The 22,844-nt window shown below is 40.6% G+C and carries 21 protein-coding genes; 13 read left to right on the top strand and 8 right to left on the bottom strand.

What is annotated here, in order from left to right:
• Positions 1-28: 28 nt before the first annotated feature.
• A complete protein-coding gene (locus UYI_RS0113325; RefSeq protein ID WP_016867155.1) occupies positions 29-1,657 on the bottom strand; it encodes a TAXI family TRAP transporter solute-binding subunit in 1,629 nt (542 codons plus the stop codon).
• A gap of 435 nt (positions 1,658-2,092) precedes the next feature.
• Between UYI_RS0113325 and UYI_RS0113320 the strand changes: the two genes are divergently transcribed.
• Positions 2,093-2,548, top strand: coding sequence for a rhodanese-like domain-containing protein (locus tag UYI_RS0113320; protein WP_016867154.1), 456 nt, complete (start codon positions 2,093-2,095; stop codon positions 2,546-2,548).
• A 72-nt stretch (positions 2,549-2,620) separates the two neighbouring features.
• On the opposite strand, the gene UYI_RS0113315 is transcribed toward UYI_RS0113320, so the two are convergent.
• A complete protein-coding gene (locus UYI_RS0113315) occupies positions 2,621-3,250 on the bottom strand; it encodes a ribonuclease H-like domain-containing protein (RefSeq protein ID WP_016867153.1) in 630 nt (209 codons plus the stop codon).
• Between the two features lie 131 nt (positions 3,251-3,381).
• Entirely contained in the window at positions 3,382-3,924 is a 543-nt protein-coding gene (locus UYI_RS0113310; RefSeq protein WP_016867152.1) for a CAP domain-containing protein, read from the bottom strand.
• Between the two features lie 409 nt (positions 3,925-4,333).
• On the opposite strand from UYI_RS0113310, the gene UYI_RS0113305 reads away from it, so the two are divergent.
• The 9 genes from UYI_RS0113305 to UYI_RS0113265 all read left to right on the top strand — a co-directional run bounded on the left by UYI_RS0113305 (position 4,334) and on the right by UYI_RS0113265 (position 14,468).
• Positions 4,334-5,083, top strand: coding sequence for a carbonic anhydrase (locus tag UYI_RS0113305; protein ID WP_016867151.1), 750 nt, complete (start codon positions 4,334-4,336; stop codon positions 5,081-5,083).
• Between the two features lie 219 nt (positions 5,084-5,302).
• Positions 5,303-5,608: a glutaredoxin family protein gene (locus tag UYI_RS0113300; protein ID WP_016867150.1), complete on the top strand. Its 306-nt coding sequence runs from the start codon at positions 5,303-5,305 to the stop codon at positions 5,606-5,608.
• A 175-nt stretch (positions 5,609-5,783) separates the two neighbouring features.
• Positions 5,784-7,283: a UDP-N-acetylmuramoyl-L-alanyl-D-glutamate--2,6-diaminopimelate ligase gene (locus UYI_RS0113295; protein WP_016867149.1), complete on the top strand. Its 1,500-nt coding sequence runs from the start codon at positions 5,784-5,786 to the stop codon at positions 7,281-7,283.
• Between the two features lie 134 nt (positions 7,284-7,417).
• Positions 7,418-8,788 (top strand): DICT sensory domain-containing protein, encoded by a 1,371-nt coding sequence (locus UYI_RS0113290; RefSeq protein ID WP_016867148.1) that lies wholly within the window; start codon positions 7,418-7,420, stop codon positions 8,786-8,788.
• A gap of 93 nt (positions 8,789-8,881) precedes the next feature.
• Complete coding sequence (locus UYI_RS0113285) at positions 8,882-9,760, top strand: isocitrate lyase/PEP mutase family protein (protein WP_016867147.1); 879 nt, start codon at positions 8,882-8,884, stop codon at positions 9,758-9,760.
• A gap of 682 nt (positions 9,761-10,442) precedes the next feature.
• Positions 10,443-11,663 (top strand): AbrB family transcriptional regulator, encoded by a 1,221-nt coding sequence (locus UYI_RS0113280; protein WP_016867146.1) that lies wholly within the window; start codon positions 10,443-10,445, stop codon positions 11,661-11,663.
• Positions 11,664-11,894: 231 nt separating this feature from the next.
• Positions 11,895-12,512: a phosphoribosylanthranilate isomerase gene (locus UYI_RS32550; protein ID WP_035138538.1), complete on the top strand. Its 618-nt coding sequence runs from the start codon at positions 11,895-11,897 to the stop codon at positions 12,510-12,512.
• A gap of 9 nt (positions 12,513-12,521) precedes the next feature.
• Complete coding sequence (locus UYI_RS0113270) at positions 12,522-13,385, top strand: DNA adenine methylase (protein WP_016867144.1); 864 nt, start codon at positions 12,522-12,524, stop codon at positions 13,383-13,385.
• A 267-nt stretch (positions 13,386-13,652) separates the two neighbouring features.
• Positions 13,653-14,468 (top strand): DUF1838 domain-containing protein, encoded by an 816-nt coding sequence (locus UYI_RS0113265; protein ID WP_016867143.1) that lies wholly within the window; start codon positions 13,653-13,655, stop codon positions 14,466-14,468.
• 113 nt (positions 14,469-14,581) lie between these two features.
• Here the strand turns inward: UYI_RS0113265 and UYI_RS0113260 are convergent, their stop codons facing one another.
• From UYI_RS0113260 to pheT, 4 genes are all read right to left on the bottom strand, one after another.
• Entirely contained in the window at positions 14,582-14,998 is a 417-nt protein-coding gene (locus UYI_RS0113260; RefSeq protein ID WP_016867142.1) for a hypothetical protein, read from the bottom strand.
• A gap of 231 nt (positions 14,999-15,229) precedes the next feature.
• Positions 15,230-15,499, bottom strand: coding sequence for a YciI family protein (locus UYI_RS0113255; RefSeq protein WP_016867141.1), 270 nt, complete (start codon positions 15,497-15,499; stop codon positions 15,230-15,232).
• Positions 15,496-15,651, bottom strand: a complete 156-nt coding sequence (locus UYI_RS38040; RefSeq protein WP_016867140.1) for a hypothetical protein — start codon at positions 15,649-15,651, stop codon at positions 15,496-15,498. Before UYI_RS38040 ends, UYI_RS0113255 begins: the two co-directional genes overlap by 4 nt.
• 94 nt (positions 15,652-15,745) lie before the next feature.
• The gene (pheT, locus tag UYI_RS0113245; RefSeq protein ID WP_016867139.1) at positions 15,746-18,181 is read right to left on the bottom strand and encodes a phenylalanine--tRNA ligase subunit beta; all 2,436 of its coding nucleotides are present in this window, start codon (positions 18,179-18,181) and stop codon (positions 15,746-15,748) included.
• Positions 18,182-18,470: 289 nt separating this feature from the next.
• On the opposite strand from pheT, the gene UYI_RS0113240 reads away from it, so the two are divergent.
• Positions 18,471-19,091, top strand: a complete 621-nt coding sequence (locus tag UYI_RS0113240; RefSeq protein WP_016867138.1) for a DUF4142 domain-containing protein — start codon at positions 18,471-18,473, stop codon at positions 19,089-19,091.
• Between the two features lie 231 nt (positions 19,092-19,322).
• Here the strand turns inward: UYI_RS0113240 and UYI_RS0113235 are convergent, their stop codons facing one another.
• Positions 19,323-20,714, bottom strand: a complete 1,392-nt coding sequence (locus UYI_RS0113235) for a response regulator (RefSeq protein ID WP_016867137.1) — start codon at positions 20,712-20,714, stop codon at positions 19,323-19,325.
• Between the two features lie 608 nt (positions 20,715-21,322).
• Here UYI_RS0113235 and UYI_RS0113230 point away from each other — a divergent pair.
• Positions 21,323-21,997, top strand: coding sequence for a vWA domain-containing protein (locus UYI_RS0113230; RefSeq protein ID WP_016867136.1), 675 nt, complete (start codon positions 21,323-21,325; stop codon positions 21,995-21,997).
• A 48-nt stretch (positions 21,998-22,045) separates the two neighbouring features.
• Positions 22,046-22,828 carry a PP2C family serine/threonine-protein phosphatase gene (locus tag UYI_RS0113225; protein WP_026085934.1) on the top strand — a complete coding sequence of 261 codons (783 nt, stop codon included), beginning with the start codon at positions 22,046-22,048 and terminating at the stop codon, positions 22,826-22,828.
• The last annotated feature ends 16 nt before the right edge of the window (positions 22,829-22,844 follow it).

The following is a 22,844-nucleotide window of genomic DNA, read 5'->3' as shown; positions in this document are numbered from 1 at the left end:
TTTCAAAGTACAGGTTCGCAAAGTCTTTTTATTTTCGCTCAATCACATCTCTTGTGGTTTTATACGCTTCCACAAAAGTTCGATAGGATTCTTGAGAAATATTTTCAGCGATTAAGTCACTGGCTACTTGTTCGAGAATTTGGTCTAATTCTTTTTGCAGTAAATCTTTGCTGATTGTTTTATCTTGTAATAATGCCACAACTGCTTTAATATACTCAGCAGAAATTTCTCTTTGTTTTTGCTCAATTTCTTGATAGGAGATTTCTTTTTCTCTTTCTATTGCTTCTCTAGTAGTTTTATAAGCTTCATTAAAAGTACGAAATGATTCTTGGGAAATTCTTTCAGCAATTAAAGCTTGGGCAGCATTTTTAAAAGTATTATCAAGTTGTTTTTGTCTATCTTCCAGCTTACCTATGCCTTTATCCATCAGTTTGATTGCCGTATTAATATAATCATCAGCTTTATCTTTTTTACTATGTTCCACCCATAATTTCAGTTGTCTTAACCAAGAAACTACTAAGAGAAAAATTGTTAAAATCAAGGCTAAAAAATCTGCATATTCCTGGACAAAAGATGGTTTGTCTCTTTCATAAAAAGCAATTGCTCCTGAATGAATGGGAATACCTGTACCGTCGTTATCTCTGGGACGTCTAATGCTAGCAACTAAAGGTTTGACTTCGACATGATTTTCAGCGATCGCATCTGCTATTTCTTGACGATTTTCAAATATAATGCGTGTAATTTCTCGAATTACATTATTGTCGATTTTTTCGCTAGCCACCAATAGCCGATCCACTGCGACTGTATCTAATTCAGCCAACGGCATAGGCGGATTACCTCTGTATGCCCCTTGGGGAATTTTCGCACTTTCAAAGGCAGGATACTTGATTTTCATTGCTTGTGCTTGGGCAATTGGTAGCAAGCGCCCATCTTGATCTTGGACAAGCTTGGCAATACCAAGATTACCTAAAGCGCGGACACGAAATAGTGCATCTGCTCTTTTTGATTTAAAGTCTTCTTCTGCTTGCCTATCATCGTAATAATTACTTCGTGAACCTAAAATAATCACATCTGGTTTATCTTTTTTGACCAAACCATAATGTTCAGCAATTTTCAAAAAAGATTTATATTGTCCACCTTTAGCAGGTAAAGCAATAGTTTTACCCCGGAGTTGTTCAAATTTCTTAATATTAGGATCCCTAACAACTAATTGAAACAAATCTTGATACAAGACTGCCACAGCCCGTGGAGAAGATTTAATTTGAGAAGTTGCTGACTGAGATTGACGGCTTTCAATCAGATCCATTTCTTGCCCAATCACATCTGCTTGAGCCGTTACTAAATTAGCTTTTCCTTCCTGTAGCATTTCTAAGTTTTGTGTTGTACCGCCTGTTGCAACTAATTTAATGTTAATGTTAGAGTTTTTTTGTACGACCTTTTGAATAGCTTCGCTAATAATATAGCTTTCTCCTTCTGGATCTCCCGCAGCTAGAGTAAGTTGGGGAGCATTGAGGCGGACAATTATATTCCAGATAATAAATAAGACCAAACCAACGCTGGCAAAACCAAGGCTAAGAAATACTAATTTTGATTGGGGATCAAGTTTTTCAAAAAAACTGATCAAACCCAAATGATTAGGATTTTTAGAAATTGCCATACATGAAAAAGTTTATTTAGTAAAGCATTTGAGTATAAAAGATGTTAATGTATTATATGTTGCCAAAGATTAAGACTAGGTTAAATATTAAAATTTATCTACAAACTCACTCAGTAAAAAATTGCATAAATTCATAGTGAAATCACTATAGCCAAATTCCGCGTTCCTCTGCGTTTAAAAACACTACGAAATTAATGCAAATCAGTACGAAGATATTTTAAAAAAAGCAATATACCTTTAGATAGATAGGCATAAATTTATCAGCTTCATTCCCAAGAAAGAGAAATTTTAGTAGGTTTTTTAGGTACATTTTGGTCAGTCAATCAAATTCTGCATAAGTACTGGGAGACTCAAATCCGGAGGATGCCTCGTCTATTCACGTCTTGGTATTCTCAGGCTTTGGTAAGTGCTTAATCTAATGAACGAGGAAAAATTATGGATAACAAAATTGTAGAAAATATTATTCCTTCCCAACCCCCAATTGAATCACAGTCTGACGCGCATGTATTGAAGTCTCGTTTAGAGTGGGGAGAACCTGCTTTAACAATTCTAGATGTGCGCGATCGCCAAGTTCACAACCAAGGGCACATTACAGGCGCAATGCCAATGCCATTAAATGAATTGGTAGATCGGGCTACAGCAACCATCGCAAAAAGCCGTGATATCTACGTTTACGGTAGCAATGATGAAGAAACAGCCCAAGCCGCACAGCTGTTGAGAAACGCTGGCTTTGAACATGTATCTGAACTTAGAGGCGGTTTACCTGCATGGAAAGCAATTGGTGGTGCAACTGAAGGTGTTGTAGAAGCACAAGTTCTTCCCAGTGCTGGTGCATACAATGTTGTGGATCGGATGAAAGAACACACTGAACAAGCAGAAAAAGAAGTATAGATATTAGTCAATGGTCAATAGTCAATCGTCAATGGTCGGTAAACAATGGACAATTGACAATTGACTATTTGATTAATGTTCAAATATATCCTTGAATTGCAACAAATCCAGGGAGACAATAGTCGGTAAGCATTGAAAGCATTCTTGAGCTAACTGCAAACGTTCTTCTCGTTCCAGCATCACGATTAATTTCTGCTGAACTTTGAGTAAGTAGCGCACATCGTTAGCAGCATAACTAAGTTGAGCTTCCGTAAGTTGAGTAGGGTTTCCCCAATCAGAACTTTGGGAGCTTTTATCTAATTCTACTTGTTCTAGTTCTAGTACCACATCTTTCAACCCATGACGTGGCGTGTAAGTACGGGCTAATTTACTAGCTATTTTGGTACAAAAAACTGGATTGGCGTGAATGCCGAGATTGTAACGTAAAGTAGCAATATCGAAACGGGCAAAGTGAAACACCTTAACGATATTCGCTGCTTCTAGCAATTTTTTCAGGTTAGGGGCTGTGGTTTGTCCTTTAGCAATCCGGAGGGCAGTAACTTGTCCTTGGCTATTGCACAGTTGTACCAAGCATAAGCGATCGCGCTGCGGTATTAATCCCATTGTTTCTGTATCAACAGCGATCGCCTCAGCTTGTAAATAATGGGATAGGGTAGTATCGCTCAGATCGCGATCGCAAACTTGAAAATCTTGTAATTCCATGAATTGTTACAACCATAAATGCAGTGTCTGTGGGAGAAAAATCCCGTTAGACACTACATTATTGTAGTTGTTAGTTAGTAGTTAGTAGGAATCAATTAACAACCAACAATCAACAATCAACAACCAACCATCTATCGATTCCGAATGAAAATTTGTGTCAAATAGACTTCACCTTTACTATTAGTCGCAACACCAATTCCAGTCAGATTATAATTGCCTTTAATGTTGATCAAATGGTCAGGACTTTTGATCCAGCCACTAACAGCTTCTGCTGCTGGATCGCTATATCCTTGGTTGTAAGCAACATTTTCGGCTGCACTTGTGTAGCGAATAGGAATTGCATTCACTCGTTTTTCAAATCCTTGATGGCTAAATGGGACTTTACCTCTAGCCATATTTTGACTATGAATTCTTGCTTGTTTAGAGATATTCGCATTTAGAGTTAGTTTTTTTAGACCCAGAGAAATCCGATATCGATTAATTCGATCAAAAACTGATTTTTCCAAATCAGTGGTTTTGAAAGTCACAGTAGATGCAACCTGAGATGATGGACTCAGTAACGCTTGACGTGCCAGCAATTTTTTTGTTGAAGTGTGACCTAGTGAAGTGGTTGTTAACCCACCAGCAAGGACAAGCATACTTAAAGCAGTGCCAAAAGCAGATTGTCGGATCATGAACGATTACTTAAGTAGTGTAATAGAGTTATGAGACACGCACCCTGGATTTTTGTTTCTTGATATACTCGCATAGTTTCCAGTATTCAAGAATTTTCCACATGTTTGCCTATCCCGATTTTGGCTTTAATTACAGTTAATTACAATCCTATAACTGTGAAGTAATTCCGAATAAAAAATGAAAAATTCAAGAAGTTCAATAAATACATAATTTTATTCCAGTAATTGCACTTAATTAAATCTACTGATTTTTCTACATCCTTACATCCTTATACCTTTACACCTTTTTTAATGAAAATTAAATAACTCTTAAATCGTTGCAATGCCTACTCTTGAAAGCTAGAAAAATTGTTATCTTCCTGAGCAAATCAAGCTTTAAGCAGGTAGATTCCATTATTGAGCTAAATGAATGAGTCGAATTAATGGATTTGTTGGACGTCGTCATTTCCTGAAACTGGCAGGCGTGGGAAGCGTTGGGATGATGGCCACTGTTGCTGGTTGTGACATTTCTGCCAATGTCAAGCAAGCGATCGCCCCCAAAACAACTTTGGCTGATGCCATAGCAGCCAATCGCAACCCGGTTAATCCTGAACAAGCTTTAAAACGTCTACTCGATGGAAATCAACGCTTTGTACAGCAAAAGCGTCAATACCCCGATCAATCTCTAGAACATATACGACAGGTTGCCCAAGCCCAGTATCCCTTTGCTGCTATATTGGGCTGTGCAGATTCTCGAGTCCCAGCAGAAATTATCTTCGATCAAGGATTGGGAGATTTATTTGTAGTGCGAGTAGCTGGTAACGTTGTCTGTGACACCGTTATAGGTAGCCTAGAGTACGCTACCGCAGTCTTGGGTTCCCAACTAATAGTAGTTTTGGGTCACAAAAGATGCGGTGCAGTCACAAAAGCACTTCAAGATAAACCCGTTTCTGGCAGAATGGGCTTAATAGTTGAACGTATCAAACCAGCTGTAGAAACAACAAAACTGACTACAAAAAATTTACAAGATCATGCAGTTATAGCCAACATTAAATACCAAGCAAACAAATTACAAGAGAATTCAACAACTTTATCTAGACTTGTTCGTCAAAATAAGCTCAAAATTGTTGGCGCTCGTTATGACCTGGATACTAGGAAAGTATCCATTGTTTATTCTTGATCCCTTCTCAGACTTTAAATAAAAATAGCTCCAGCCAGAAATCAAAGTCTTACCAACTAATTACAGCGTTTCATTGATTCGTAGCGAAAAAATACTCTGCGCCCCTCTGCGTTTTAGTTGCAACTGAAATATCAAGATTTTTGAATTTTGCAAAATTACTTCTAGCAAGCACAATAATAAAAGTTTGTTGCTTGGGAAAGTCAAAATTGGTATAAACAAATGCGACTAATCTTATATAGTAAACCAGGATGCCATTTGTGTGAAGGTTTGCAGGAAAAATTAGAACAAATTGTAGAGATGGGAAATTTCCCGTCTTTACAGCTAGAAGTTCGAGATATTACTACCCGTGACGATTGGTTTGAGGCTTACCAATATGAGATTCCTGTCTTGTTTTTAGCCCATCGAGCAAATAGCGCACAGGATGCTCATCCCACCAACACAGAAGAGAGTATGCAACTCATACCCCGTCCTTCTCCCCGTGCATCAGTGCAGCAGTTGGAAAATTTACTCCGGAAGTATCTATAACTCTTTGTATAAAAAGGAAAATAGTGCAGAATAAAGCGCAAGCTATGGGTTAGGAACTTGAAGCTAGAGACTAGAAACTAGCAATTTGGGATTTTGCATAAATCCAAAATCCCAAATCCAAAATCTAAAATTTCTTTCCCTAGTCTGTAGTCCCTTTTTTGAAGAGGTTCACAACATGAAACTGCGGGAGTTATTAGCTACTGTAGAAGGGATTTTGCATTTACCTGAACATCCAGCAATGGATAGTGAGGTAACAGGATTAACAACAAATTCCCATGCTACCAGTCCAGGAGATTTGTTTATTGGTATGCCCGGAACCCGGGTTGACGGTGGTGACTTTTGGCAAAGCGCGATCGCATCGGGCGCTTTAGCGGCAATTATATCTCCTCATGCAGCACAAAAACACCCTCCCACACCAGAGGCTTGTGTGATTACCGCCACAGATATGACAAAAGCCTGTGCCCAAATAGCCAAAGTTTTTTATGACTATCCAGGGCAAAAACTTAAACTGGTGGGCGTCACAGGTACAAACGGCAAAACCACAACTACCCATTTGATTGAATATTTTCTGAATCAAGCAAATAAACCTACAGCTTTAATGGGTACTCTCTATACTCGTTGGCCGGGGTTTACCCAAACTGCTGTTCACACCACACCATTTGCAGTCGAACTGCAACACCAGCTAGCAGCAGCAATAGCCGCTGGTAATGAGTATGGTGTGATGGAGGTTAGTTCCCACGCCTTGGCCCAAGGACGAGTCATGGGTTGCCAATTTGAAGTTGGGGTATTTAGTAACCTTACCCAAGACCATCTTGACTTCCACCGCGACATGGAAGATTATTTCGCGGCAAAAGCTTTACTATTTAATTCTGATTATCTCAAAGGGCGGGCAATAATTAACGCCGATGACGCCTACGGGCAGCGATTAATTGCATCTTTAGATGCAGATAAAGTTTGGAGTTATAGTGTTAGCAATTCCACTGCTGACTTATGGATGAGTGATTTAAGTTACGAACCAAATGGTGTTAGCGGGAAACTGCATACACCAAAAGGTGATGCTACTTTTCGTTCACCCCTAGTCGGTCAATATAATCTCGAAAATCTTTTGGCAGCAGTAGGAGCAGTTTTACACTTAGGTTTAGATTTAGAATTGGTGGTATCTACAATACCGGAGTTTCCGGGAGTTCCCGGGCGCATGGAAAGAGTACAGGTAAATCCACAACAGGACATCAGCGTCATCGTAGATTATGCTCACACTCCTGATAGCTTAGAGAACTTGCTCAAAGCTTCGCGTCCATTTATTCCTGGTAAGATGATTTGTGTGTTTGGTTGCGGAGGAGATAGAGATAGGACTAAGCGTCCAAAAATGGGTAAAATAGCCGCTGAACTAGCTGATGTATCAGTCGTAACATCCGATAATCCCCGTACTGAAGATCCCGAGCGGATTTTACAAGACATCTTAGCAGGAATACCGGAAACAGTTCAGCCAATAGTAATCTGCGATCGCGCTACTGCCATTCGTAGTGCTATTTTAGAAGCACAACCCGGAGACGGTGTTTTGCTAGCTGGTAAAGGTCACGAAGATTACCAAATTCTCGGAACCGAAAAAATCCACTTTGATGACAGAGAACACGCACGCGACGCATTAGACGAAAGGCTAAGGGCTAAAGCTTAGAAATAAGGGATCGGGGATTGGGATCGGGGACAAGGAGGACAAGGGAGAATTATTTAACAAGTCTCTTCCCAATGCCCCATGCCCAATGACAAATGACAAATGACAAATGACAAATGACAAATGACAAATGACAAATGAATGTTTCTCTGGTTCGGGAACTATCAATATATCAGCTGGCTTTGGATGTACAAACGCCTCCTCCAATTATGTCTGCTACTCCTGCTATTTTGCTATCACTATTGAAGTCACAAATTGACTTACTAATAGAACAGCAAATTCCAGCGACTTTATGGGTAAAGCTGCCACCAGGAAAAATTTGGCATTCAGAAATTCAGCATTACCAACAGCAGATAGAGAATTCTGGGGTTGTTTATCATTGCCATGTTGGGGAGGTAGGAATAGGGGGAATGGATAGAGAAAAAATCAAACCATTTTCCCCATCTCAAAAAGGTCTGCAATTGTTGCCAAATCAGAGACGGCGAGAATATTTTTTGATAGTGTTATCAGCCAACTTTTGCAGCTTAATAGTGGCTGAACGAGCCATTAAAAATCATAAAACTTTATTGACTATATCTACTTTTGAACCAAAGATAATTCAGCAGGTATTAGACGGCATCAAACAGGCAATAGTGCCAGAAGGCTCGGCGATCGCACCAAATCATTTGATTTGTGCAGGTGTGTCTGAACCAGCACTAATGAGTCAATTGTTGACAAAGCAACTCCAACGCCAAGATGAAATTAGCCGCGAAATTGTTTCTAAACGGATTGCCAAAATAGAACAGCAAAAACAAGCACTACACAATAGTTTGCAACTCAAAGACGAATTCTTAAGCAACGTCTGTCATGAACTGCGTACACCTCTGACGCACATGAAGACTGCCTTAAGTCTATTAAATTCGCCTAGTCTGAAAAATCCACAGCGCCAGCGCTATTCCCAAATGCTCAACACCCAATGCGATCGCCAAAATTCCCTCATTCATGGTGTATTGGAACTGGTACAAATCGAGCGCAATTTGGAAGCAATGAACTTAGAAGCAGTATACTTAGCAGACATTGTACCTGGAGTAGTTAGTACCTACCAGCCTTTAGCACAAGAAAAAGGCATTATGCTAGCCTACACCGTACCTACAGAACTCCCTGCTGTTTGGTGTGTCAGTGGAGGACTGAGGCAAATTGTCATTCATCTACTTTCCAATAGTATCAAATACACTCCCAATGGAGGCCAAGTTTGGGTGTGGGGAAGGCCTCAGGGCGATTATGTTCAATTAGAATTTCGTGATAGTGGTATCGGTATTAGCGAAAGCGAAATTCCCAAAATTTTTGACCGCTTTTATCGTGTGCGCCCCCTACCATCAGAAGATCCTGGTGGTGCAGGCTTGGGCTTAACAATTGTACAGCAACTACTACGAGGCTGTGGTGGCTCTATTTCTGTAAAAAGCAAACCTTCCGAAGGTTCCACTTTTACAGTTCAGTTAGCGGCTGTCTTTGAAAAAAAATCTCCTTGAAAATTACTTTTGGCTATGATTTAAACGCAGAGGAACGCGGAGTCTTAGTAGAAAAGTTAACAATTATACTACTGTAGAAAAAGGCTGAAAGTAATGTCTTCTGCAACAAAACTGCGAGATTTGCTAGAGAGTCCAGGTATTATTATCATTCCTGGCGTTTATGACTGTTTAGGAGCTAAGTTAGTAGAAAAACTAGGCTTTAATGTTGTAGCAACTAGTGGTTTTGGTATTGCTGCATCTACTCTTGGATTGCCTGACTACGGTTTTCTAACTGCAACTGAAATGCTCTATAGTGTGGGGCGAATTGCTAGAAGTATAAGTATTCCTCTAATCGCAGATATGGATACTGGCTATGGTAATGTCTTGAATGTAATTCGCACAGTTCAAGATGCGGTGCAGTTGGGACTGGCGGGGATAATTTTAGAAGACCAAGAGTGGCCAAAAAAGTGCGGTCACTTTGAGGGTAAGCGAGTGATTCCGATGAAAGAACATGTCGGCAAAATTCAAGCAGCAGTCCAAGCACGGGGTGATAGCAGTTTGGTGATCATTGCTCGCACTGATGCTCGCGCTCCTTTAGGATTAGAAGAAGCTATGCGGCGTGGTCGTGCTTATGTTGAGGCTGGGGCAGATGTGTTATTCGTAGAAGCACCTCAATCTGTGGAGGAACTGCAAACTATAGCTTCTAATTTTGGTGATGTGCCTTTGGTAGCCAATATTGTTGAAGGCGGCAAAACCCCCTCACTTTCTGCCGCCGAGTTAGAAAAACTAGGCTTTAAGATAGTATTTTTCCCACTTACAACCTTACTAGCAGTCGCAAAGGTAATGACTGCTTGTCTAAGTCAGTTGAAGGAACAGGGAACCACAGCTAATTTACATGAGTTGGTTAGCTTCCGAGATTTTCAAGAACTCATGGGTGTTCCTAAGTATTTGCAACTTGAGCAGCAGTTTGGTGTGGGGAGTGAGGGAGAGTAGGGGGAGTGGGGAGATGGGGTGGTGGGGTGATGGGGTGGTGGGGTGATGGGGAGACAACCAACCACTAACTACTGTACAGACGTGCCATGGCACGTCTCTACAACAAACAACCAACAAATAACAATTTTCACAGATGCATGTGTTGTGCGATCGCGCTAGTTTGATTACTAGTCGATTTAAGAAACACTTGTTAACTAATTCGCCGTAAGTCCCCCACTGTAACGGTACTCCGTTCAGTGGTGAGATTGCTCTGGCGGACGACGAATGCACCTCCGCATGATATCAACCGTTAGGCTGACTCTTGGAGTGGGGTGGGTGAGGAGTCGTCAAATGCTAGTATATAAATGGTCAACGACCCACCTGACCGTATTGAACAGACAGGCTAACTTCAAAGTAGAGGTATGAACGGCAGGTGCGGGACTGTCGGGGAACCCGCCTAACGCACTGCCTCCTCTTGCCGCAGATAAATCGGTAGATCAGGGAAAAGAATTTGCCGCTGGGATGCATAGCACACTCCATGTGAATTCTTGAAAACAAATCACTGCCTTGGGAAGCAGGGTGGCTGCGCGGGTTCTCCCACACTCGGAGATAAACGGTGCAAACCGAGAGACGCTGTATAAGACTCAGAACGGATTTAGTTCCGGGTATCTAGCAATAGATACGCCCAACAGAGCGACGGCGAATGAGAGGCGAAGCCCCCACGTATGCTTCGCATACAGTGGTGGGTACTTCACTTGTTGTTCCTCATCAGGAGGATAGTACGACAACGAATCCTAGTGTTAGCCAACAACAGCAATTTATCAAGCAACTCCAGATCCTAAGTGCAGAGCTAGTTTTGGCTATACCCTTTGGTTTTGCTCTGTTTCACTTCAATTTTGGTGGCATTGCTTGGATCTTTGGCGGAATTATTTCTGGTGCGGCGGTATTTCAGACATCCCGAGTTGTTTATAACTATTTGCCCAAACCTAACCGGACTGCTAGAGAGATTGGAATGATGTTAGTGGGCATAACTATCGGCACTTCTAATGCCCATGCTAATTTAGCCAATATTAGTGCCGGTGTTCCAGTTTTTGTTTGCCTCACCTTGTTTTTACTAGTTTGTGGAGGTTGCATTGGCTACATTTATTCCCGTTTGAGCAAAACCAATCTTTTGACAGCAATGCTAGCTACAGTTCCTGGCGGTGTGGGGGTAATGTCAGCTATTGCCGCAGATTACAATAAAAATGTCACTTTGGTGGCATTAGTACAAGCACTCCGGGTAACAAGCGTAGTTTTTCTCATACCCTTAATAGCTAGAGCTACAAATCATACCTCAGTTCAACCACCGATATCCTCTACTGTCGAGTCATACTCTTTTGAGTTACTCTTATTGGTGTTGGTAATCAGCACATTAGCAGTTTATATAGCGAAATTACTGAAAGTTCCTGCTGCCCCTTTCTTTGCTTCATTACTAGTAGGAATGGCATTTAATCCAATTGTCAATTGGCTACCTTTTGTAGATGATATCTCTTTTACCCCACCACTTGTAATTAAGTTACTAGGTCAAATGTTGCTGGGAATTACTATCGGTGAGTATTGGGGTGAAAAACCTACTTTCCCAAAACGAACTATAGGATACGCCATCATTTCAGTTGCGATGACTCTTGCTGCTGGGGTAGCCGCTACTTTACTTGCCATGCAATTAACGTCTTGGGATTGGCTAACTTGTCTGTTGGTGACAGCACCTGGAGGATCTGCGGAAATTATCTTAGTTGCTTTGACATTAGATCATAATGTAGAAATCGTTACAGCAGGCCATGTTGTGCGGCTAATCGCTATTAATAGTTTTCTACCAATTTGGATTTTTCTGTTTCGTCATTTTGACAATCAAGAAGGTAGGAGAGAAACATTATCAATCAAATAATACCCAGGCTCTTAACAACTTAGAAGAATCTGATTAGAACTTACCTCCAAGGGTAATAAATAGGTAATTGGAGAAGATAACTAACTCATTTCCAAGTAGCAATCACCAATTAGCAAATTTATCTGTGTGCATCTGTGTGTATCGGTGGTCGATTTTTTAAAACATGATTTCGCCACAGTTGAAATTTACATCAAACATAAATTGGAACAATGGAAATAACAAAAATACCAAATTGAGGAAGCATGGACTGCTATTAATTGCGGTGCATCTGCTCTTGGTTTAGTTTCAACAATGCCTAGTGGTCCTGGTATTCTCAGTTTTGAGAAAATAGCAGAAATTGCCGCTTCAGTTCCGCCACCAATCGCTACCTTTTTGTTAACTTCTAGCCAAGATGCCCAGGAAATTATAGAACAATTAAGATACTGCGGTACAAATACTGTGCAAATATGCGATCGCTTAGCATCTGGAACTTACCAAAACATCCGCCGGTCTTTGCCTGGAATCTCGATAGTGCAAGTTATTCATGTGAGTACAGAAGAATCTATCCGAGAAGCGATCGCTGTCGCACCCCATGTAGATGCGATTCTTCTAGACTCTGGCAACCAATCACTATTGGTAAAAGAATTGGGAGGTACAGGACGCATCCACAACTGGAATTTAAGCGCCGTAATTCGTAAAAAACTAAACATACCAATCTTCTTAGCAGGAGGACTAAAACCCGAAAATGTAGCTTTGGCTGTTCAACAAGTAGGCCCATTTGGATTAGATGTGTGTAGTGGGGTTCGCAGTGATGGTAAATTGCATGCGAATAAACTCAAGTGGTTTTTTCAAGAGTTAAAAATTTATTGATAATATTTTATGTTGAAAAGCCCGCTCCGTTATCCTGGTGGCAAATCCAAAGCATTAAATACAATAGTTAAATACTTACCAGATAATTTTGCTGAATTTCGAGAACCTTTTGTAGGTGGTGGTTCTGTATTTATATACCTAAAACAAAAGTTTCCAAACCGAAAATATTGGATTAACGATTTAAACCCTGAACTATACTGTTTTTGGAAAGTTGCTCAAACAAATTTATCTCAGCTAGTTAAACAAGTCCGTTTTATAAAAGATAACTATACAGACGGTAGATTATTATTTCAAAAATTGACTAGCATAGAATCTACAAGCGATTTAACTGAACTTGACAGGGCAGTGCGTTTTTTCGTCCTCAATAGAATTACTTTTTCTGGCACTGTTGAATCAGGTGGATTTTCACAAGAAGCTTTTCATAAAAGATTTACTTACTCATCAATTGAACGTTTAGAAAAATTAGAAAATATTCTAACAGATGACATCAAAATTACTAACTTAGATTACACTGAGCTTTTAATTCCAGAAGGTGAACAAGTATTTCTGTTTTTAGATCCTCCTTATTTTGTTGCTACTAAATCAAAACTTTATGGTAAAGCTGGTAACTTACACACTTCTTTTGACCATCAAAAATTTGCTGAAACAGTGCAAAAATGCCATCATAATTGGCTGATAACCTATGATGATTCTCCCCAAATCAGAGATAATTTTAAATCAATGAATATCTATGCATGGGAATTACAGTATGGGATGAATAACTATAAACAAAGTGAAGCAGCCAAAGGAAAAGAATTAATCATCACTAATTATCAACTCCAAGAAAAAATATCAAATCACCCTCAACAGTTTAACTTGAGTATCTCGAACTAACTGAGTAAAATATTACACAAAAACTTAGTTAACTTCCGAAAACTCTGCGACCCTCTGCGCGTTCCTTTGCGTCCCCACCGAAGCTTTGAAGTTCCCTCCGGGACGCTACTCTTACGAGAAGCCGCTAGCGCGTCTACGCGAACGGAGGAAACCTCCGCTCAAACTTCTCTCTGCGTTTAAAAACACTCAAGTTTTACCCATAAAGTGTACTGGAACAAAACCTTCACCTAAAAAGGTATTGTTTAATAAGTAGTAAGGAGCCACAAAATGGTTGCCCAAAATCAAGAATTAGAAGCCTCATACTGGGTGAAAACTCGCTGTTCACTTGATCCTGCTGAATCAAGCTTTTTAAGCTGGACAGGTAAAATATATGCTTTTGTTCCAGGTGAAAAACGCACACTCTTATTTAAAATGGTTGGCATGAGTGTGAGCAGATGTATTCCCACTGAGGCGGGTAGCTGGGACTTTACCTCTAGAGAATTGACTTATTACCTCAACCCTGAAACAGAAGAGATTTTGCATACATGGGATAATCCCTGGACGGGGGAAACAGTTCCAGTAATGCACGTTGCGAATAACCCAGTACAAGGTCATTTTAAAGGCAAGTTTCCAGCCCAGGTAGATGATGAGAGTACAACTTTTGTATTTGATATCTTTCCTACCTATCCCAACCCCTTAGTAGAAGATGCGAAATTAGCCCAATTTAGTCCCCAACCTACTTATCAAGCCGCAGAGTTATTTAAAATTACTGTTCCCAACACAGATTTATTCAATTTGGAATTACCTTCAGTTTCTCAACTGAGACTAAGTTGGGATAGGATTGGTCAATGGTTGCCTTGGATGAAAATGGGCGATCGCTCAGGTTATCTCATCTACAGTGCTTATGGTAGCAAGGTAAAAGACTTCGAGGAATTACCGCAACTACTCAAAGACGAAATCAATACTCGTGTACCTCTATACAAAAATGCTCCGAAATCCTTTTTGGATGTCGAAGACATGACTTCTTGGCTTTACTTCCAACAAAATTTAGATGCCTATTTAGCTGGTGAAAGATTCCCTCTACCAGCAGCAGAAGAAAACTAACACCAATTTGCACAAAAAATATAGAGTGCAGCCCCAACAGGGTTCGCTTAAGGGTGAAGGAAAAGAGTAAATTCACACCTTTACTCCTTTTGCATTACCCTTTTACCAATGAATTATTGCCTTTTGCCATTGGTGAGGACATTAATTGCTCCACCTGCGGCTGCACCATCAATGGCATCACCAACAACATGTCTGGTGTTACCACGAAGGATTGTACCAGTTACTGCACCCGCAGCTGCGCCGACTCCAACATCTTGAACCACGTTACGGTTTTGACGGTTTTTGTACTGACGTCTAGTACCATGAACGGCGTTGACAGCAGCACCAGACGCCGCACCCTTGATAGCATTGTTGACAACAGAACCGCGTCCTCTAATAGCGCCAGAGACTACACCAGCACCGGCTCCAATACCGATATCTTGTAGTATGTACTCATCAGCGGCAGCAGGTTTAGCGGGAACAAAGCTAGCACCTACTAAACTTGTAGCCAATAAGCCGGGTAAAAATGTGCGTTTCAAAATCTTGTTCATAGACCTACCTTCTCAACTCAATATTTAGTGATTTACAAACAGTCAAAGTTGAGACAGTTTTGTTTGACCATATTTTTAGTCTAGGCAATAGCAAGTTTTTTTGCATGAGAAATCTTTCATGATAACCGTACAAAAAAGTGAGGTAGTAGAAGAATTTTAGAGATAATTTGTTCCTTCAAGCTTCTGCATTCTCAACAATACACCCCTGTCTACTACCTTTTGCCATAATATTTAAAATGCCTGAATCCACTCTTTGATAGAGTATTCAGTCCAAATTCCGTTTTGCCAATAGGGGTCATTTTCTACTAATTGACGGACAGTATCTTCGTTGTCAGCTTCGTAAATACCAAAAACTTTAGTTAAATCTTTGGTGGGGCCAATAGTAATTAGCACGCCAGATTCTTTTTGTTTTGCTAATCCATCCAGATGAGCTTGACGATAAGGGGCACGTTTCTCGAGGACATCTTCACAGTAAGTCCCCCACATGATGTATTTAGTCATATTTGTTGATTGTTGGTTGTTGATTGTTGATTGTTGGTTGTTGTTTGGATTTGACTGAGATGATCCAAACAACTAACATCTAACGACTGATGTTGATTGTTGATTGTTGGTTGTTGTTTGGATTTGACTGAGATGATCCAAACAACTAACATCTAACGACTGATGTTGATTGTTGGTTGTTGGTTGTTGTTTGGATTTGACTGAGATGATCCAAACAACTAACATCTAACAACTAACAACTAATAATTAACTTCTCAAAGCAACACCAAATTTTTCGACCAATGTATCACGGACTTTTTGATGCACGGGTTCAACTTCTGCATCAGTGAGAGTGCGATCGCTGGCTCGATAAATGAGGCGGAATGCTAAACTCCGTTGTCCTTGCGGTACATGTTCGCCACGGTATTCATCAAACAGTTCTACAGATTCGAGTAAATCTTTACCTGCTTTAGTAATTGCTTTTTCAATTTCGGCAACTGTCACCTTAATTGATGCAAAGAAGGCAATATCTCTATCTGTAGCTGGATAGGTAGAATAAGGTTTGAAAGTGGGTACGATGATTTCATCTTGATCTAGTGCATCTAACAGCACATCTAAATCTAGTTGAAATACGTAAACTGCTTCTGGCAAACTTCTTTCGTGTCGTAGTTGGGGATGTAACTGCCCAAAGATACCCAATCTATTACCCCGAATCCACAAAGAGGCGGTTCTACCTGGATGCAAACGCCCGTCACGGCAATCTGGTTGATACTCCACCTCCAAACCCAGGCGCTGAAAAACACTATCCAAGATGCCTTTGGCTTCGTACCAAGTCATGGGTTGCTCACGCCCACTACTTGTCCACTTGCTAGATCTGCGATCGCCCCCCAAAATCCCCGCTAGGGCGTCTGCTTCTTGCAAGCCGTTTTCTTCTTGCCAGAAAATTCGCCCAATTTCAAATCCGTTCAGCGCCCCATTGCCTTGTTCTAAGTTATACACAAAAGCATCAATCAACCCAGAAAGCAAATCTGTACGTAGGGCTGAATACTCTACAAATAAGGGATTTGCTAGCTCTATTTGTCTATCTTCTCCTGGCTTGACTAGGGAGTAGTGCATTAATTCTGTCAAACCTTCTGCCCGGAAACATGCGCGTAACTGACGCACTATGTCTACATCAAAAGGCAGATAACCTGCTGCTGACTTTTCTGGCAGAGTGTCGCAGAAACGATTATAGCCGTAGAGACGGGCAATTTCTTCGATTAAATCAATTTCCCGTTCTAAGTCACGGTAACGGTAGGGTGGTACTGTCACTGTCCATTTGCGATCGCCTGCACTCTTGAGTTGACACCCCAATGCCGTGAGAGTACGCTCTACATCTTCAGCTTGTATTTCTCCGGGTTGTTCACCTAAATCAACAGGCCCCAACACCTGATTCACCCGCTCTAAACGTAGTTCAATCGAACGCGTCCACGTTGATGGATCAGGGCGGCTGTCCGAAATTTCCTGAGTCACCAGACTTCCTTGGGCAAGTTCGGTAATTAGAGTCAAGGCGCGGCGTGTTGCTATTTCCAAGCCAGCACTATTTATACCCCGTTCGTATCGAGCCGAAGATTCACTTCTTAACCCCACACTCCGGGAAGAACGGCGAATGACTACGGAATCAAATAAAGCTGCTTCTAATACCAGATTTTGCGTACCTTCATGGACTTCGCTTTCTTCACCACCCATCACACCAGCTAAAGCAACAGGTTGATCGTTAGCGGTAATCAGCAAGTTCTGGGTGGAGAGGGTGCGAGTTTGCCCGTCTAGGGTTTTGAGGGTTTCTCCGGCGTTAGCAAAGCGGACACCAATGGCTAGTTTTTCACTGCCAGCTATAGAAACGAGGCGATCGTGATCAAATGCGTGTAGTGGCTGTCCCCATTCTAACAATACATAGTTACTAATGTCCACTACATTATTAATTGGCCTGACTCCCGCAGCCCGCAAACGCTGTTGTAACCAATCAGGAGAAGGGGCAATTTTTACCTGTTCAATTACTGTACCGATATAGGTAGGGCAAGCTTGCGTATCAGCTACTTTAATAGCTAAATTTCCTGCACCTTGGGGAACTAAAACTTCACCAGGCTCAGGAATCGTCAATTTTGCACCCGTCAGCGCTGCAACTTCCCGGGCTATACCCACCATACTTAGAGCATCAGCACGGTTAGCAGTAGCAGTCACATCCAAAATGACGTCATCCAACCCCAACAAGGGACGCACATCACTACCCAATTGCAGATTCTCTTGGGTAAAAATATGAATGCCGTCTACATCGCTTGGCAAACCCAGTTCTTTTAAGGAACAAATCATGCCATTAGATGGGACACCACGCAGTTTTGCAGGTTTAATTTTTAAATCAATATTTGGTAGATAAGTACCTACTGTAGCAACTGGTACATAAATATCTGCCCGGACATTGGGGGCGCCACAGACAATATTTAGAGTTTCTCCTGTACCGATATCAACTTGACAAACACTTAATTTATCAGCATTGGGATGGGGTTGGCGCTCAAGCACTCTCCCAATCACAACACCATTAGCCCAAGTGCGGCGATCTTCAATATCTTCTACCTCAAACCCTGCCATTGTCAGGGTTTCTGCTAATTCTTCGCTTGCTAGTTTTACCTCAACTAGTTCCCGCAGCCATTTAAGAGAAATACGCATGGAATGTGTGCTTGTGCGAAATCAGATCTGAAATTCAGAATGCAAAGACTATTTTAGAATTAATCGACAGGATTCCTCATGGATTTAGAAAAAGCAATTTCATCCACTCTTGTTTTCAACTGCTCGGACTGGCGATACATTCATCTTGCTTTACTTTACCTAAATATGAATAGAGCGATTGAACATACCTCAAGAGAGGAATTCTCTAAGAATGCAACCACCATTGAAAGTAAGCGTATCGACGCCCAGATTTTTCAAATTACAAGTGAAATAATTGCAAAAAAACAAGATGCTGAAAAAAATCGTAGTAGCGATCGTCCTGGTTGCAGTCGGATTATTTACATCATTAGGGTATTCAGCCTTTGCTCAAAAGAGCCAACCTACATCTGTACCCAGCAATCAGATTAATGCTATAGACAGGCAATACATGATTAATGCTGCCGAAGCAGGCATAGCAAACATCATGCTTGGCGAATTGGCATTACAGAGAGCAACTAACCCAGAAGTGAAGCAGTTCGCGCAGGCAGAGATTGACGAGCAACAGCAGGTAAAAAGTGAATTAACGCGAATCGCTCCCCAAGTGAAGGTTACTCTTCCAACAGTTCCCGGTGCTAAATATCAAGCCATCATGACGCAATTAAAGCAGCTCTCTGACGAGCAGTTTAACAGAGCGTATATGGACGAGGGAGGAGTCAATGCTCACCTTGAAAATGCAGCGACATTTCAGCGCGAAGCTCAGTTTGGACAAAATCCGGCTCTCTTAGCTCTTGTTAATAAAGGCCTACCAATCATTGAGAGACATTTCAAAACTGCTAGTACATTGACAGATTATAGATTTGCACAAGTTGCACAGCGGTTTAATGGTAACTCTGGTACATCCCGGAGCAACACTACACCTACTAACCCGTAGTATGTCAATACTTGAGTAATAGCACAATTAAGTGAGTGGTACGTTAATTTAACAGATAGTGATACGCTGTTAGTCCTCAAGCGAGACGACAGTCATGCCTCACTCTGCTTGAGGAGCAGCAAAGGCGAAATTATCAATAAAACTTTAGCAATTTGTCTAGGACACGCACTGATAACCAAACTTATTAATTATTAGCTATTAATAATTTATTGTTAACTGTTGACAAGCATTTTATGTTAAATGCATAAACACCATTTTGAGTAAATCTGCACGCGTAAATGGTTTTGTTAAATATCCCGATGCACCTACAAATCTAGCTCTAACTTTATCTATAATTCCCTTACTACCTGTAACCATCACAATCGGAGTCTCTTTAAACATCGAGTTATTACGGATGATGCGACATAATTCATAACCATCAATTCCTTCCATGTTGAGATCCAATAAAATCAAGTCTGGCTTATGTCTAATTACTGCCATGACTGCTTTGAGCGGATCACTGATTGTAACTACAGAGAAATTTTCTTCTTCTAAAAAACGACTAATTTCTTTCAGAAATGTTGGACTATCATCTATAGAAACAATTTTATATTTTTTGCGAATATTTGCAGGAGCAGGATTAGCTTGTTGTAGAGTAGGGTTGATGTTAATTGGACTTGTGAGTTCCTGTAACTTTTTTCTTCTCGCCTGAGTGATTTGTGCTAATTGTTGAGAATTGGTTTGAGTTTTTGTATTACTATTTTCTATAGATGATATGTCTATTAATTCTTGATTTTTTAATAAATTTATATGATTAGTTTCTGTTTCTTGCTCAAATGTTTTCGGTAATTTATCAAAAGGTGGGTCTGGTTCATGCAATAAAATTGAGCCATTTAAGATGTAAGGATACAGAGTTTTCAGCACATGTATTTCATCTTGGTTGATAATTACTGCCAGATGACGTAGGCTAAAACCTTTTATCCATTCACTGATATTTTGCTGTATTTCTGGTAAATTTGTTTGTGAACTTAGGGTTTTCACCCGCAGATATGGACGCTGATAAGGTGATGAAATATGCGGTGCAAAAGACTGCCAATCTTGCAACTTTCCTTGACAACGTTCTATCAGTTTTCCAACATCCAGTCTACAAATTATTGGCATTCGCTCTGGATTTTCTTTTAATTCATAACTACCTTGCTTGATTAATAAAAAAGATTCAATTACTTCTTTTGCCAATTCTTGAATCAGTACAGCCGCTTGCGTAGGGTTGAGATGTTTTTGGCTAACTAACCAGCAAATAGCTTGATATTCAGAAGGACGTTGATAGCTGATAGATTCTTCAGAAGTTGAACTATGAAATTCTATTGACTGATTATAAGAATCAGGTTCAAATAGCAGACGTAATTGGACACGAATTTCACTACTCAGGCTAGGAATGCGGTGACTGAGGCGACGCAAATGTCGTTCTAGTCTATCGAAGGGTTCGATGGAATGGGTAGCAAATGTAATTTTACCTTGGTCGATAAAAATAGACCAGGTAACTGAGTTACTCAATGCTTGTAAACAAGTACTGTCAGAACAGTTGGATAATTGTCTTAACAAACTTAAAGGATGTAGATTTGTGAATGTGCCGTAATTATTCATTTCCTTGGAGAATTTACGAGAAAATAGCAGTTTTCTTGTACATTCGCATTCTTCGGCAATTGTTGCATTTTGTTATTTCTAATTTCTTTGCAAAAATATTTTTTTTACTTGTCATGTATATCTTACAAGCTAGAAAAGCTACTCTCAGGAGAGTTGTTAAATTTTGTATAAGTACTTGAGTAACAGCAACTGTTTTATATTTTTGCTTTGACTTAGTTCCGTATTTTTATACAAATTTCCTGAATATTGATGAGAACGCTAATAATGCTTAATTATTTTTATCTAAAATATGAATCTTCTACATGAAATCTTTAAAATATCCCGTTAGCTCAGTTACGCAGTTATTGTATTCTGTAAATTATACGTATAAGTTATTTTAAATAAGCTTCTACAGACAATGCCAGACCTTAGTAACTTCTCTTTTTCATTACTAACTCCAAGGGAGTATTTTTGAAAAATTTTACGTAATTTGGCAGTTGCGAATTGTTTTATAACTAGTAAACTATCTAAAATTCAAAGACATCTAGGTAGTCTTACCAACGCTAGAAACTATATACTTTGAGATCCAGGAAAATAGTAGTTTGAAGTTAAATATAACACAAAAAGTTATGACCGATACATTAAGACTTGATGAAGTCGTTGAGTTTGCTGAGAACCCAGAACCCCGTTGTCCTTGCGTATTACTACTGGATACCTCTGGCTCAATGCAAGGTATGGCAATCAATGCCCTAAATGAGGGATTACTGAGTTTTAGGGATGAGTTAATTAAAAATTCCTTAGCTTCCCGAAGAGTAGAGGTAGCAATAGTTACTTTTGATAGTCATGTCAATGTTGTACAAGACTTCGTGACCGCCGACCAGTTTAATCCGCCTATACTAACAGCACAGGGATTGACGAACATGGGTGCTGGTATCCACAAAGCTTTGGACTTGATTCAAGAACGCAAAGCCCAGTACCGTACCAATGGTATTGCTTACTATCGTCCTTGGGTATTCATGATTACTGATGGAGAACCACAAGGTGAAGCAGATAACTTAGTAGACCAAGCAGCAAAAAGACTGCAAGCCGACGAAGTTAATAAACGTGTTGCTTTTTTTACGGTAGGTGTGGAAAATGCTAATATGGCACGCTTAAGTCAAATTGCGGTGCGTACCCCCTTAAAGCTAACGGGATTAAACTTTGTTGAGCTGTTTGTCTGGTTATCTGCCAGTATGTCAGCGGTTTCTCATTCTAAAGTAGATGAGCAGGTGGCACTACCTCCGATTGGTTGGGGTTCTGTTTGATGTAAGATTGCATCTTTTGTACTTACACAGCTGTTAGAAGATTAGTTTATGAAAACTTCAACAAGGACACCTCAATGGCGGGTAGTTGCCGCATCAGTATGTGGTACAAGCCATATGAAAAACAAGCAGCTGTGTCAGGACGCTCACCACTTTGTAATATTGCCTGAGAATGTTTTGGTGGTGTCAGCAGCTGATGGCGCGGGTTCAGCGATTTTAGGGAAAGTCGGAGCAATGGTTGCAGCAGAAACGGCAGTGGCAACCATCTGCGCTCATCAAGAAGTTTCCCGACGTACTTTGGTTGATGATGCTTTTGTGCGATCGCTCTTAACTGATGCCATACTAGCCGCCAGAAAAGCTGTAGAAGCAGAAGCTGTTGCTTGTAATAAACAACCCCAGGATTTAGCCAGCACCTTAATTGTTCTAGTCGCCACACCAGAAACTGTGGCAGTGGCGCAGATCGGTGATGGAGTGGCAGTAGCAAAGGATCGCATCGGCAACTTGATTGCCTTAACTATGCCTGACAACGGCGAATACATGAATGAAACCACTTTTTTGGTTTCCCCTGGCGCAATGGAAAAAGTGCAGGTCAAGCTGTCGCGTCAGTCAGTTGTCAACATCGGCGTCCTCACAGATGGATTGCAATTGCTGGCGATGAATATGGCTGTAAGCGCGCCTCACAAACCCTTCTTTCTTCCCTTGTTCGACTTTGTTGCCAGTGCGGAGGACAAAATTATCGCCAAAGAGCAACTTGTGAAATTTCTGCGTTCAGACCGAATTACCCAACGCACAGACGATGACCTAACTCTGGTGATTGCGGCGTTAACCGATTAGCAATATTATTGCTATC

Source organism: Fischerella muscicola PCC 7414, from assembly GCF_000317205.1.
GTDB classification, from domain to species: Bacteria; Cyanobacteriota; Cyanobacteriia; order Cyanobacteriales; family Nostocaceae; genus Fischerella; species Fischerella muscicola.
This window is presented reverse-complemented; position numbering and strand designations above follow the sequence as displayed.